General features: G+C 51.2%; 19 protein-coding genes. 18 read left to right on the top strand and 1 reads right to left on the bottom strand.

What is annotated here, in order from left to right; all coding sequences use genetic code 11:
* The first annotated feature begins 16 nt into the window (after positions 1–16).
* The 14 genes from ACFPXP_RS19740 (at position 17) to ACFPXP_RS19675 (ending at position 9,777) form a co-directional block, all read left to right on the top strand.
* Positions 17–331, top strand: a complete 315-nt coding sequence (locus tag ACFPXP_RS19740; protein WP_379896113.1) for a DUF6664 family protein — start codon at positions 17–19, stop codon at positions 329–331.
* A gap of 20 nt (positions 332–351) precedes the next feature.
* On the top strand, positions 352–516 hold the full coding sequence (locus ACFPXP_RS19735) for a hypothetical protein (RefSeq protein WP_379896111.1): 165 nt from the start codon (positions 352–354) through the stop codon (positions 514–516).
* Between the two features lie 187 nt (positions 517–703).
* A complete protein-coding gene (locus ACFPXP_RS19730) occupies positions 704–988 on the top strand; it encodes a hypothetical protein (protein ID WP_379896110.1) in 285 nt (94 codons plus the stop codon).
* Positions 989–1,110: 122 nt separating this feature from the next.
* On the top strand, positions 1,111–2,055 hold the full coding sequence (locus tag ACFPXP_RS19725) for a DUF3991 domain-containing protein (RefSeq protein WP_379896106.1): 945 nt from the start codon (positions 1,111–1,113) through the stop codon (positions 2,053–2,055).
* A 124-nt stretch (positions 2,056–2,179) separates the two neighbouring features.
* A complete protein-coding gene (locus ACFPXP_RS19720; RefSeq protein ID WP_144938692.1) occupies positions 2,180–2,470 on the top strand; it encodes a type II toxin-antitoxin system Phd/YefM family antitoxin in 291 nt (96 codons plus the stop codon).
* Positions 2,448–2,765 carry a type II toxin-antitoxin system RelE/ParE family toxin gene (locus tag ACFPXP_RS19715; RefSeq protein ID WP_379896105.1) on the top strand — a complete coding sequence of 106 codons (318 nt, stop codon included), beginning with the start codon at positions 2,448–2,450 and terminating at the stop codon, positions 2,763–2,765. The genes ACFPXP_RS19720 and ACFPXP_RS19715 overlap by 23 nt, the downstream gene beginning before the upstream one ends.
* Before the next feature lie 283 nt (positions 2,766–3,048).
* Positions 3,049–3,414, top strand: a complete 366-nt coding sequence (locus tag ACFPXP_RS19710) for a plasmid mobilization protein (protein ID WP_379896104.1) — start codon at positions 3,049–3,051, stop codon at positions 3,412–3,414.
* Between the two features lie 13 nt (positions 3,415–3,427).
* Positions 3,428–4,849 carry a relaxase/mobilization nuclease domain-containing protein gene (locus tag ACFPXP_RS19705; RefSeq protein ID WP_379896103.1) on the top strand — a complete coding sequence of 474 codons (1,422 nt, stop codon included), beginning with the start codon at positions 3,428–3,430 and terminating at the stop codon, positions 4,847–4,849.
* Positions 4,761–5,723 carry a DUF3801 domain-containing protein gene (locus tag ACFPXP_RS19700; RefSeq protein ID WP_379896102.1) on the top strand — a complete coding sequence of 321 codons (963 nt, stop codon included), beginning with the start codon at positions 4,761–4,763 and terminating at the stop codon, positions 5,721–5,723. Before ACFPXP_RS19705 ends, ACFPXP_RS19700 begins: the two co-directional genes overlap by 89 nt.
* Positions 5,720–6,613, top strand: coding sequence for a hypothetical protein (locus ACFPXP_RS19695; RefSeq protein WP_379896101.1), 894 nt, complete (start codon positions 5,720–5,722; stop codon positions 6,611–6,613). The genes ACFPXP_RS19700 and ACFPXP_RS19695 overlap by 4 nt, the downstream gene beginning before the upstream one ends.
* Positions 6,614–6,628: 15 nt before the next feature.
* On the top strand, positions 6,629–6,820 hold the full coding sequence (locus tag ACFPXP_RS19690) for a hypothetical protein (RefSeq protein WP_054795919.1): 192 nt from the start codon (positions 6,629–6,631) through the stop codon (positions 6,818–6,820).
* Complete coding sequence (locus ACFPXP_RS19685; RefSeq protein WP_379896100.1) at positions 6,807–8,582, top strand: VirD4-like conjugal transfer protein, CD1115 family; 1,776 nt, start codon at positions 6,807–6,809, stop codon at positions 8,580–8,582. The genes ACFPXP_RS19690 and ACFPXP_RS19685 overlap by 14 nt, the downstream gene beginning before the upstream one ends.
* Positions 8,579–8,878, top strand: a complete 300-nt coding sequence (locus tag ACFPXP_RS19680) for a glutamyl-tRNA amidotransferase (RefSeq protein WP_430016623.1) — start codon at positions 8,579–8,581, stop codon at positions 8,876–8,878. Before ACFPXP_RS19685 ends, ACFPXP_RS19680 begins: the two co-directional genes overlap by 4 nt.
* Before the next feature lie 17 nt (positions 8,879–8,895).
* Positions 8,896–9,777: a hypothetical protein gene (locus tag ACFPXP_RS19675; RefSeq protein WP_449288668.1), complete on the top strand. Its 882-nt coding sequence runs from the start codon at positions 8,896–8,898 to the stop codon at positions 9,775–9,777.
* A 7-nt stretch (positions 9,778–9,784) separates the two neighbouring features.
* Here the strand turns inward: ACFPXP_RS19675 and ACFPXP_RS19670 are convergent, their stop codons facing one another.
* Complete coding sequence (locus ACFPXP_RS19670; protein ID WP_127608048.1) at positions 9,785–10,117, bottom strand: helix-turn-helix domain-containing protein; 333 nt, start codon at positions 10,115–10,117, stop codon at positions 9,785–9,787.
* Between the two features lie 157 nt (positions 10,118–10,274).
* On the opposite strand from ACFPXP_RS19670, the gene ACFPXP_RS19665 reads away from it, so the two are divergent.
* From ACFPXP_RS19665 to ACFPXP_RS19650, 4 genes are read left to right on the top strand one after another with little or no spacing between them, the layout of a single operon-like run.
* Positions 10,275–10,463, top strand: a complete 189-nt coding sequence (locus ACFPXP_RS19665) for a hypothetical protein (RefSeq protein ID WP_054795922.1) — start codon at positions 10,275–10,277, stop codon at positions 10,461–10,463.
* A 16-nt stretch (positions 10,464–10,479) separates the two neighbouring features.
* The gene (locus ACFPXP_RS19660; protein ID WP_127608047.1) at positions 10,480–10,851 is read left to right on the top strand and encodes a hypothetical protein; all 372 of its coding nucleotides are present in this window, start codon (positions 10,480–10,482) and stop codon (positions 10,849–10,851) included.
* Complete coding sequence (locus tag ACFPXP_RS19655) at positions 10,835–11,185, top strand: PrgI family protein (RefSeq protein ID WP_127608046.1); 351 nt, start codon at positions 10,835–10,837, stop codon at positions 11,183–11,185. The genes ACFPXP_RS19660 and ACFPXP_RS19655 overlap by 17 nt, the downstream gene beginning before the upstream one ends.
* A gap of 5 nt (positions 11,186–11,190) precedes the next feature.
* Entirely contained in the window at positions 11,191–13,518 is a 2,328-nt protein-coding gene (locus ACFPXP_RS19650; protein ID WP_379896099.1) for a VirB4-like conjugal transfer ATPase, CD1110 family, read from the top strand.
* Positions 13,519–13,524: the final 6 nt, after the last annotated feature.

Raw genomic sequence — 13,524 nt, 5'->3', positions numbered from 1 at the left:
CAAGGAGGGGATGCGGATGGAATCGATGAATGTGCTACAAATGGAAGCCGTATTTGATGAGATTGAAAATAGGACGGTCAGCCGCCTGCGCGCAAACGAGGAGGCGTACGCACGATTGTTCCGGCAAAGAAACGATCTTAAAGAGCGATATCCGTTCGTCAAATCGGTATTGGAAGGAGACGCTTCGGTCTTTCCAAGTGCCGAAGATCATCAGGCATGGCTGGATTACAAGCGCGCATCGGACGAATCCGACCAGATGGAGCGAATGGCGCTTTATTTGCAAGGACATGCCGATTGTTACGCGTATTTGCGTAAGATTGGTGCATTATAGCAGACAGATAGGGAAACAGCATGCTGACCATTACAGAGAAAAACATAGCGCAGTTTAATGAACTGCTGACCGATTACGACAACACGAATGATATGCATGCTATCAAGACTTTCCTTTACGAGCATGCCATAAGCGGAATCGAGTTCGTAGAACCGGAAAAAAGAGAACCAGACAAAGAAAGGTAAATCTTCGCATTTACAGTAGAAGCTTGTTTGCGCTTCATCGCGCGGCAGGCTTTTTTTTCGTTTAGAAAATGATGTCTTCGACGTGCATAATTTCATAGGCCAAAGACAGGCCGTCTATGAAAGTTATAAATTACACTGCGAATGGACTCCAGTATGGGGTCCTTTTCGCATTTTTGGAGGAATGCACATGTTGTATGCCATCCCGAGCGGCGGATGCTTTTGCCCGATTCCACAACTTTTTTGTTACGGAACCAGCTTGGCCGAGGAGGGAGAGACCGTGGCAACATTGGAGTTAATATCCAAAGAGAAGAACGTATTTGGCGACACGTATTATTACATCCGAAATTCGAACGGGGTAACCAGTAGGGTTTATGAAGGCGATTTAGACGCCTATATGAAAAAGAATGGTGCTACAGAGTTAAAGAAAGGCAGGGCTTTTCTGTACCCCAAAAAGCGGGGCAAGGCACGATGAACGATGTACCTATCGGATACTTCTTTGCTCTCGATTAGTTATGTGGACATATTTGACGGCTCAAGGACACGACTTGTAGAAGCAGTTGTGTTTAATTAGTTTTTCTGAGGGGAGCTGCGGCAATGAGTTATGTAAGCAAGGAACAGATCGAACGTGCGAAAAGTCTGGATTTACTAACATATTTACAAATGTATGAGCCTGCTGAACTGGTACGCTGCTCCCGCAACGTTTACACTACCCGGACACATGACAGCTTGAAAATTTCCAACGGCAAATGGTACTGGTGGTCAAGGGGGATCGGCGGACGCTCGGCGCTGGACTATTTAATGAAAGTGCGAGGCATGTCTTTTCCTGATGCGGTGTTGCTAATCGAAGACGTTCATCCGGTCAGCGCGCCTACGTTTTCGCACCCTTCGCAACATCGCCCGGTGCAGTTTGAGCTTCCCGAACCGAATCGTAACTCGCATCGCGTCATGACCTACCTCAACAAACGCGGTATTCATCGCGCGTTGGTCGAATATTGTCTTGAAACAGGGCGATTGTATGAAAGCCGACGCTATCACAACGCGGTATTCGTCGGTTTTGACCAAGAAGGGATTCCGCGCTATGCGGCGATACGCGGAACGACAAGCACCCGTTATATGGGGGAAGCCGCTGGAAGCGACAAGCGGTATTCGTTTTCTATTCCGTCCTCAGAAGACAGTAATGAACTACATCTGTTTGAGAGTTCCATTGATCTTTTATCTTACTGTACGCTGGAACATCTCGCCGGTAGGGATTGGCAACAGGCGCATAAGCTGTCTTTGGCCGGCATTTTCAGGCCCAAGGCGGATCAGGAGCAAACTACCCTGCCTGCTGCTCTCACGCAATACTTGCAGAACTATCCGCAGGTAAATCGACTGGTGCTGCATCTGGACAATGACGAGCCGGGGCGATTGGCGGCGGCCACGATACAGAGACTCCTTTCTCCCGTCCTTCTCGTATCCGATGAGCCGCCTAAACTTGGAAAGGATGTAAACAATGAATTGATGGAATTACGAAGAAGACGCGAAGCGCCATCTCGATGAGCGGTTACGAGCACTGCATGTGGATGAGATGTGGACAGATTGGGGATAAGCGCAACCTCATTGAATGTATAGCATGTAATAGGTATAATAAAGTCAATATACAGCTATGCAAGGAGTGAGCAAGATGATTATCAAACCTTCCGCCAGTATCCGGCAAAACTATAATGAAATCGCCGATCTATGCAAAACATCCGGGGAACCGGTTTATCTAACCAAGAACGGTGAAGGCGATCTTGTCGTAATGGACATCGAGACGTTCTCTCGTCGCGAGAAGATGTTAAAGCTGCGCGAAGAACTGCTCGCTGTGCAAGAAGATCGTTTGGCGGGCCGTGCTGGCGTGACGCCGGATGAACTGGACGCTTACCTGGAGGGCATTATTGACGAGGTGCAGCATGGAAAAGATGCCCCGATATAAGATCATCGTTTCCGATCGCGCCCGCCAAATGCTGGCGACTCATGTGCGATTTCTTGCGGAGAAAAGTCCGGATGCGGCGCGAAAAACGAAAAACGAATTGCTGCATGCGATACGTTCCTTGGCGCGATTGCCGGAACGCTATCCTTTTCAGGAAGCGGAATTTATCCCGTCAAATAGGTACCATAAGATGTTCGTGGAAAAATGGTATTTGGTGTTGTATCAAATTCAGGATGAAATCGTGTATGTTGATTTCATTGTAGACTGCCGTCAGGATTATCGCTGGTTGGTGAGATAACAATAAAGTTCGGAGGAAGGCGCTGAGCGGATCGGCGTCTTTTTGTTGTTTTTGGGGGTCCCCTCTTTTTCCCGGCAGGTGCCTTGAAGGCGACGCGAGACGAATGTCTCGTGTTGCAGCAAGCACTGAATTTGGATATCCAAATTCGCTTGTTAGGGGCGCAGCCCCTAAGACCCCATCATCGCGATGCTATCGTTTCGATGATCGAATCGTGTTCAAACTGGTTGTTCATCGCGGCAGCGTTCTGCTTCAAGGAGACATTTATGGAAAGGGGTGATGGTCGATGAGGAAACGTTCGATATCATTTCTGCTTCGCCTGAGTGAAAGCGAACATGCTCGCCTTACTAGAGAAGTGGAAAAAACAGGACTTTCTCGGGAGGCGTACATCCGAGCGCTCATTAATGGATATGTACCGAAGCAGCTGCCGCCGCTGGACTACTACGCGATGATTCGAGAGCTGCACGCCATAGGCAATAATCTGAATCAACTGGCTGTGAAGGCACATACGACCGGTCGTCTGGAAAGAGCTGCCTTTCAGGAGGAAGCCGATCACTTGCGCCGTGCTGTTCAGCACATTCAACAAGCGGTAACCGGACCGGAGCGAAGAAGCGAACTACCTTCGATGCATACAAGCGGACATCCGCCGTAAGGGGGCATGACAAATGGCAACGACCGCGATCTGGGATGTGACTGACCGTTTGAAGCGCGTACTGGACTACGCTCGAAATCCCGACAAAACGACACAAGATCGCGCCGAACCAGATAGCTTGCAGCAGGCGCTTGGCTATGCGACAGCGGATGCGAAAACGGAGAGGCAACTGTACGTGAACGGCATCAACTGCGACCCGCTCACCGCTTATGAGCAAATGCAGCGCACCAAGCGACAATTTCAAAAAACGGATGGCATTGTCGCGTTTCACGGATATCAGTCGTTCGCGCCGGGCGAAGCGACGCCGGAAATTGCCCATGCCATCGGGGTTAGGCTGGCGCAAGAACTATGGGGAGAACGCTTTGAAGTCGTCGTAGCGACCCATCTGGACAAGGGACATTTGCACAATCATTTTGTGTTGAATGCTGTTTCTTTTGTAGATGGCAAGCGGTACTACGACAACAAAGCTTCCTACGCTTTGCTGCGGCAAACGTCCGACCGGCTTTGCCGGGAGCATGCGCTGTCGGTCATTGAACATCCCGAACCAGGTAAAGCTAAGCACTATGGGGAGTGGCAGGCGGAACGCGAAAACAAACCAACTTGGCGGGGATTGATTCGTGAGGACATCGACACCGCCATCGCAGCTTCCATGACAATGACCCAGTTTTTCGCCGCTCTGCAAAAACAAGGGTATGCGATCAAAACCAATGTGAAACATCTGGCAGTGCGTCCGCCCGGCAAGGAGCGCTTCGTCCGCTTGCGCAGTTTGGGATACGAATATACGGAGGAAGCGTTAAAGGAGCGCATCTTGCAAAACCACATGCCGAAGCGCCAGCCCTCACTTCCGCTACCGCGCCGAAAGCGAGTTGTCAGGGTTCGTGGAGTTTGGAGGGCTGGACGTAAATTCAGCGGCTTGCAGGCGTTGTACCTACGCTATTTATATGAAATGGGCATCCTGCCCCGTCAACGTGCGTCCCCGCGAAGGACGCATTTTTTGTTGCGTCAAGACTTGCGCCACTTGACGGTCATCACCGAGCAGACAAGAATGCTGTGTCGCCGCCGCATCACCACGAAGGATGAGCTACTCGCAAATCTCACCGGGCTTCAGGAGGAAATGAAACAAGGGTACAGCGCGCGCAAGGCATTGTACAACCGGTTGCGCCGTTGTAAGCAGCCGGAGCAGCGTGAGGCAATCAAAAGACAAATTGCCGAGGCGACCCGGCAGCTTGCGAAACTGCGAAAGGAGGTGAAGCTTTGCACGGGTATTCTCGCCCGTTCGGAGGGGATGGTCCATTTATTGCGTGAACGTGAACCCGAACATCACATACGAAAGGAGATGAACGCCGATGAGCGGAAACGAAGCGGCCGATCAAGTCGTCAGCATGAGTCTGCGGGGCATCGAGATGGTGGCCAAAATTTCCGGGGAAGGCGCTAAGCATTTGGCGGTGTATTTGTTCGCCGCCTTGCAGGGACAGAAACGGACAAAAGGGCGCATCCGTTTGGAAAGTTTGCTCCGCAGCGGCAAGGAACTCAAGGTGTTTGCCGTGAAAACCGAGGATCTCCCGACTTTTTGTAAGGAGGCCAAGCGGTACGGTGTGCTATATTGCGCGCTACGCGACAAAAAGAACGTGGACGGGCTTTGCGATGTGATGGTGCGTGCCGAAGATGCGTCCAAGATCAACCGGATCGTCGAGCGCTTCAAACTGGCGACGGTAGACACGGCCAGCATCAAACAAGAAATTGCAAATACCCGCAGCGAAAAGCAGCCGGACGAGAGCCAAACTGCGCAAACGCCGGAGTTAAACGGCGAAGCGCCTGAGCGGGAAGGGAGTCCGCCATCTGTCACGGAGGAAGTTCGAGAAGATTTTTTGGACGAACTGCTGGGAAAGACCGAACAGCCGGAGGAGGTTCGGGCAGCAAGCCAGCAACCGGAAGCCGCGCCTCCGGAATCGACTCCCCCGGCAGCCGCACCTTCGGCCGACGAACGAGTGCAGCAGCAGACACCGCTGCCCTCTCCCCCGATGCAGGAGGGAAGAACGATGGAACCGGCCATTCCGTCCGTGCCTATCTCCGGGCACAGCGTCGACAACGTAAGGGATTCGACTGATCGTAAACCGGCGCAGGAAAAGGTGTCGATCCGTCAACTGTTGCGTGAAATTCGTGAAGAAAATCGCGAAGCGGAGAAAAGACGGCGGCAAATGGAGCGTGAGCCGTCTTTGCCTAAACGCAGGAATCGTGGCAAGGCAACATCGGGCGACAAAACGCCAACGCCCACTACCCGGAATCGAAAGCGAGGGAAATCCAAATGAACGAACTGGACGAATTATTCTCTACTCCTTCCATCCAGCGAGAGCAGTCGTTTGACAAGGAAGCGTGGGTTCACCAAAAACAGGAACAGCGGCAGTGGACTTACGACACGATTGATACGACGACGATGACGATTGTTCAAAATGGAGAACAGTTTCAGCGTTATCTGGATGTGCAAAGCCGTTTTGACCGTTACAGTGTCTCCAATGCGCTGCTGATTTTAGCACAACGCCCGGAAGCGACACGCATAGCGGATTTCGAGGGTTGGAAGGAACAAGGCGTATCGATCCGCCGCAAGGAAACCGGTTTTTATATTTTGGAACCGGGCGAGGAATACCGGCGGGAAGATGGAAGCACTGCGACCAGCTACAACCCGAAGAAGATGTTCGATATAGCCCAAACCACTGCAAAGAAACCGGATCAACCGGTCTACCCGGATGATCGCACCCGCATCAAGGCGCTCATGGATCGTGCGCCAGTACCGATCACAATCAGCGATGCGCTTCCTGCGGATGTGCATGCGCTCTACCAACCGGATGTGCGCAACATTGTCATCCGCCGCGGGCTGGCAGCTGGAGACATCTTCCGCGCACTGGCGCAGGAACTGGCGCATGCGGAAATGGATCGCGGCGATAGTCGCTACAGCCGATCAGAATATCAGTTTCATGCCTACAGTGTTGCCTATATCCTTTGCAAGCAGGCTGGAGTTGAAACGACCGCGTTCCGGTTTGACCGGGTGGCAGAACGGTTCAAAGACTTGGAGCCGCAGCCGATTCGTGCGGAATTGACGACGATGAAAGAAGCTTCGCATACGATTTCCCGGCGTATGCACCGCATACTGAACCCGCAGCGGCGACCTTCGCAACCAGGTCGAACCGATCCTACCCGCTAAGGAGCGTGAGGAACCATGAAAACGGAAGAACGCATACTCAGTCTCGACCACTACGAGCATGGCATTGTCATCAACGCGTTGAATAAGCTGCGTAATGACTTGATAGGCGAGCGGCGGCCGACCGATGCGGTGGACGATCTGCTACTGAAAACGTTGGATGCGCCCTATCAAAGAATGAAACGCCGGAGTCGCCATGAAACGCGCTAAAGCCGCAAGGAGTCAACTAGTACTCGTTGCGGTTTTTTTTATTCCCGTCATATGGGTGGCGCTGCTCGTCGCCCCGGCGTTATCTGGGGGATTGCCTGCAATCCTGCTTCATCTAAGCGAGGCGAATCCCTTTCAACTCCAGTGGGTTGAGGATTCAATCCGAAGCCTGCTCGTCTGTACGCTGGCTTATGGGCTGGCGGTTGGCGCGTATCTGGCTTCGCCGCGTAATTATCGTCGCCGCGAAGAACATGGCAGCGCCAAGTGGGGCAAGGCGAAACCGATCAACGCCAAATACCAGAGCAAGCAAGCGGAGCAAAACAAAATATTGACGCAGCACGTGCGCATCGGTCTAGATGGACGCAAGCACCGCCGTAATCTGAATGTTCTCGTCGTAGGGGGTTCCGGTTCCGGCAAAACGCGGTTTTATGCGAAGCCGAACGTGATGCAGGCGCACACCTCATATGTCGTACTTGATCCGAAAGGCGAAATATTGCGTGACACCGGTCATTTGCTTCAGACGAAAGGGTATGACATTAAAGTGTTGGATTTGATTCATCCGCACCGTTCCCACGGCTACAACGCTTTCTCCTATTTGCAGGATGATAAGGATGTGCTAAAGCTGGTCACCAATCTGATTCGCAACACGACGCCAAAAAACAGCAATACGAACGATCCCTTTTGGGAACGTTCTGAAACCGCCTTGCTGGAAGCGCTCATGCTGTACTTGCTCTATGAAGCGCCGCCGGAGGAGCAGAACTTCCCGATGATTATGGAAATGATTGCTGCTGCCGAGGTTCGGGAAGAAGACGAAACGTACCAAAGCCCGCTAGATGAATTGTTCGAGCGGCTTGCCATGCGCGACCCGGAACATCTCGCCGTCAAGCAATACAACATCTTCAAGCTGGCTGCGGGCAAGACAGCCAAATCCATTCTGATCGGACTTGGCGTGCGATTGGAAAAATTCAATTTGCACAGCATTGCCGGAATGAGCCTGGTCGATGAAATGGACTTGCCACGTATCGGCACCCGGAAGACGGCGCTATTTGCCGTCATCCCCGACAACGACAGCAGTTTCAATTTTATCGTGGGCATGCTGTACACGCAGCTTTTTCAATGCCTCATGTACGAAGCGGACTACCGTTATGGCGGCCGTCTACCAGTGCATGTGCATTTTGTCATGGACGAGTTCGCGAATGTCGCCCTGCCCGATGAGTTCGACAAGCTGCTCTCAACGATCCGCAGTCGGGAAATATCGGTGTCTATCATTTTGCAAAACTTGGCACAGCTTAAAGTGTTGTACAAGGACGCATGGGAATCCATCGTCGGCAACTGCGATCTGTTCCTGTATCTGGGTGGCAATGAACAATCCACGCACAAGTATGTGTCGGAGCTACTTGGCAAAGAAACTATTGATACGAACACCTACGGCCAAAGTAAAGGACGCAGCGGCAGCTATTCCATCAACTACCAGCAGTCTGGCCGGGAATTGCTTACCCCTGATGAAGTGCGACTCCTTGATAATCGTTATGCGCTGCTGTTTATTCGTGGGGAACGACCGGTGCTTGATGACAAATACGAGGTACTGCGCCATCCTCATATCGCGCTGACGACAGACGGCGCAGGTCAGGCGTACCAGCACGGCGGTACGGAGCATGCGCTCGATTGGAAGACGGTGCAATTGGATGAGAACGGTGAATATGAGCTTTTGTCAGAGGAAGAACTGGAGGCATTATTTTTACATGAAGGGATGGATCGCGTTTGAAACGTAAAACGAAATGGCTGATTGCTTTCTACATGATGACGGTGCTGTTCGGGACGATGCTAGTTTCCACCGCCTATGCCCAAAGCGACCCGATGACGACAGTCAACAACTTGTCCAATTTTATCTTCGGGTTGATTCGCGCGGTCGGCATGATTATTTTGGGGTTTGGCGTTGTGCAGATCGGCTTGTCGCTCAAGTCGCATGACCCTTCGCAGCGAGCGAATGGTTTTTTAACCTTGGCCGGGGGCGTCATCATCACGTTTACCAAAGAGATTTTGGACCTGATCACAGGTTAAGCCATGGAGGATGAGGAATGAGCCGACGCCCGTTCCTCCCTCGACAGAAGGGTGAGCGTATGTCGAAAAACAGTTGGATTGCAGATAATTTGGAGAATGCTCTAGATACCTGGGAGCAGAAAATGAATGAAATCTGGCACCTTGTTACCCAGTCACCAGTCGATTTCAAGGGGGGCACCATTTGGCGCATCATCACGGATATTCACGGCGCGTTACAGGCAACGGGACTGGCGCTGCTGGTTTTATTTTTTGTCGTCGGTGTGATGAAAACAGCGGGTAATTTTGCCGAACTGAAGCGGCCGGAGCTGGCGGTCAAGTTATTTGTCCGATTTGTGCTGGCCAAGGCAGTTGTCACCTATGGTTTGGAACTGATGATGGCTCTGTTTACGATTGTGCAGGGCATCATCTCGACGATGATGTCCCGTTCGGGGTTTGGTGCGGTGGATGGCATGTCGCTGCCGGACACGATTACCCAGGCGATCGAAGATGTCGGGTTTTGGCAAAGCATACCACTCTGGGTCGTCTCTTTGCTGGGCAGCCTGTTTATTACCGTTCTGTCCTTCATCATGATTCTTTCTGTGTACGGGCGTTTTTTTCGGATTTATCTGTATACAGCGATTGCTCCGGTTCCGCTCGCCTCATTCGCTGGCGAGCCGAGCCAGAGTATCGGCAAATCATTTCTGAAAGGATATGCAGCCGCCTGTATGGAAGGGGCGATCATTGTGCTGGCGTGCATCATCTACGCGGCGTTTGCCAGCGCGCCCCCGGCTGTCGAAGCTGGCTCAGGCGCGGTCACGATGGTATGGACGTACATCGGAGAACTCATTTTTAACATGCTGGTCTTGGTCGGCACGGTGAAGATGGCCGACCGGGTCGTTCGGGAGATGATGGGTTTATAGGCGGGAATTATTGGATGGCGGTCAGAAACAGCTTCAGCAGCGCCAGCGAGTCTTTGCGCTGTTTGTCTGTGCATTGCTGGAGCGCGGCCATAATCAGCTCAATTTCATTGGAAGGTTCAGCGTAAACGTTTTGTAGCAGCAAATCATTCGGAGACAGTTTCAGCACATGACAGATGCTGAGCATCGTTTCTATCGACATGCCGGCTTTCCCCCGCTCAATGTCCGCGCAAAACCGGGGAACACGCCCGATCTGCTCGGCCAGTTGCTCGCGTGACATGCCCCATGCTTCTCTCCGTTTGCGTATCCGCTGGCCTACTATTTTTTTATCGTAAACGTGCATCGCTTGTCATCTCTTTCCGAATAGGAGTTCATAGTTCCTATTATGGACAAGCACAGAATTGACTTACATGAGTTTTGAAATTACTATCAGGGGGGGTTAAAAACTCATATCCAGATATGTTAATCGGTAGCCCATCTGAAAACAAGGCGGTGGAAGAATGAGCAATCTATTGCGTAAATTGGAGAAAGAACGACAGGAGCTGAACAAGCTAGGCGAGCAGTCATTGAAGCAATCCATTCGATTATCCGACAACCAGGAATTGCAGGAGCAAAGTCGCAAAGTGGATGAATTGCTCGTTCGTTATGAGCGTACCCGACGCAAACGGCATCGGAGACATGGTAGATGAGAGGTGTGGGCAAACGATGAAATTTCCGCCATGGTTCAGAGAAGCGATTCAAAAACGGCTAGACAATGTATCCGATCTTATTGAAAATCACTCCGAACTTAGCCGCATTCGGGAAAACGAAAGAAAAGCATTTGAACGCTTATTCGCGGGCATGGACATCGGGCGCATGCCGGAATTTGCGGGTTGGGAAGATTGTCAGCACCTCAAGCAAGCAATTATGAATGAATGGCTATATCTGCAAGGTCTGAAAGATGGCATACAGCTTGCGTCCGCGTTATCGAGTCATCTTCATCCGTTCGATGAGCAGGGCTTCGCCAACATAGATAGTCGCCAGCCCGATGCACGGGCGGCAGATTCGGGAGGTCCTACACATGGAAGTCAAAATTAACCGGGAAATCCGGGAATATACCGAGAGCTTGTTTTTTGGACTGTCCTTGCGGCAGTTCTTTTTTTCAGTATTGGCCGTTCTGGTGGCAATTGGCTTGTACTTTGCTTTGCGAGACCGCTTCGGCGTGGAGACGCTCAGTTGGATGTGCATTCTGGGAGCCGCCCCCTGCGCCGCGCTCGGGTTTATTCACTACCACGGCATGACGGCAGAGCAGCTTCTGTGGACGTATGTAAAATCCGAATTTCTCATGCCCAAACGGCTGGTTTATCGCGCGACGAACATTTACTACGAGGTGCTGCATAAGTATGTCCAGCAGCGTGAGCAAGGAGAGTGAAGCTCGTGATTAAAACGCTTAAACGAATTATCAAGCAAGACAAGGAACGGTTCGCCATTCCGAAGGGTGTCCAGCAAGTCATCCCGATTCGTGCCATCTGGCCAGATGGGATTTTTTTTGTGGGCAACAAGTTTTCTAAGTCGTACCGATTTGAAGACATGAACTACGCTGTCGCCTCCAGAGAAGACAAGGAAGCAATGTTCCTAGCCTATTGCGAACTGCTTAATTCTCTCGATAGCGGCGCGACGACGAAAATCACGATTCATAACCGACGTTTAAATCGGCTGGACGTGGAAGACACCTTGCTGATCCCCCATCGTCAGGACGGACTTGATGGATACCGCGAGGAATACAACCAGATGTTGCTCGACAAGGCGATGGGCGCAAACGGCACTTTTCAGGAAAAATATATTACGGTATCTGTGGTCAAAAGAAATGTGGAGGATGCCCGTCAGTATTTCGCCAGAATCGGTTCGGAACTGATGGCGCATTTCTCGCGTCTTGGTTCCGCATGCGTGGAACTGGATGCGACAGATCGCCTGCGCATGCTCCATGATTTTTTTCGAATTGGCGAGGAGGCTGACTATCACTTTGACTTGTCAGCTACCATGCGCAAGGGACATGACTTCAAGGATTACATCAGTCCGGATACGTTTGAGTTCGAACGGGATTACTTTCGGATGGGACGCTACTTTGGCCGTGTCGTTTTTCTACGGGAATACGCGAGCTACATCAAGGACAGCATGGTGGCTGAATTATGCGACCTAAACCGGAACTTGCTGCTATCTCTTGATGTGATACCGATTCCGACCGATGAGGCCGTCCGCGAAGTGGAAAACCGGCTGCTCGGCGTGGAAACGAATATAACGAATTGGCAGCGGCGGCAAAACAACAATAATAATTTCTCTGCCGTTGTTCCTTATGATATGGAGCAACAACGCAAGGAAAGCAAGGAGTTTCTGGACGATCTGACGACACGCGACCAGCGCATGATGTTCGGACTGCTGACAATGGTGCATATTGCGGAGAGCAAGGAGCAGTTGGACAACGATACCGAAGCCCTGTTGACAACTGCTCGCAAGCATCTATGCCAGTTAGCACCGCTGACCTTTCAGCAAATGGACGGACTCAATACGGTGCTTCCGTATGGATTGCGCAAGGTACATGCGTTGCGAACTTTGACGACGGAAAGCACTGCCGTTTTCATTCCATTCCGGGCACAGGAGGTCATCCATCCCGGCGGTATGTATTACGGCCAAAATGTCATCAGTAAGAATATGATTATGGCCAACCGCAAGCAACTGTTAAACGGGAACAGTTTCATTCTGGGGGTATCCGGCTCAGGTAAAAGTTTTACGGCAAAGCGTGAGATAGTCAATCTGGTGCTAGCAGGCGATGACGACGTGATCCTGATTGACCCTGAGCGTGAATATTCTGCGCTGGTGGAAGCACTGGGCGGCGAAACGGTCCATATTTCCGCAACCTCGCCGAATCATATTAATGCCATGGATATCAATCGACAGTACGGCGACGGGGCCAATCCAATCATCCTCAAGTCGGAGTTTGTTCTGTCGCTGTGCGAACAACTGATGGGCGGCTATCCCCTTGGCGCAAAGGAGAAGTCGTTGATCGACCGCTGCACCGCAAAAGTGTATCGAACTTATTTGCAAAGCAATTTCAAAGGCGACCCGCCTACTTTGCAACATTTTCACGCTGAACTGCTCAAGCAATCTGAACCAGAAGCGCAAGACATTGCTCTGGCGATTGAGTTGTTTACTTCCGGCAGTCTGAATACGTTCGCAAAGCCTACTAATGTTAATGTCTATAACCGGCTCATTTGCTATGATATTCTTGACTTGGGAAAGCAGCTGCTCCCGATTGGCATGTTAGTCGTACTGGATAGTATCCTGAATCGGATTACACAAAACCGGGCAAAGGGAAAAAATACGTTTATCATTATCGACGAGATTTATCTGTTGTTCCAGCATGAATATAGCGCCAACTTTCTTTTCACGCTTTGGAAGCGTGTCCGAAAGTATGGCGCCTTTTGTACGGGAATTACGCAAAACGTGGACGATTTGCTGCAAAGCCATACGGCACGTACCATGTTAGCAAATAGTGAATTTATCGTCATGTTGAATCAGGCCAGCACCGATCGGATGGAGCTTGCCGAGTTGCTTAATATTTCAGACCTGCAACTCTCATACATCACGAATGTAGACGCCGGAAATGGACTTATGAAGGTAGGCAGTTCCCTTGTTCCATTTACCGACAAATTCCCGCGGAATACGAAACTGTATCGCCTAATGACGACAAAGCCCGGGGAGGGATAACAAAAC

The organism is Marinicrinis lubricantis, from assembly GCF_042658665.1.
Taxonomy (GTDB): Bacteria; Bacillota; Bacilli; order Paenibacillales; family KCTC-33676; genus Marinicrinis; species Marinicrinis lubricantis.
Note: the sequence above shows the minus strand (reverse complement) of the source record. Positions and strands in the feature narration are given on the sequence as shown.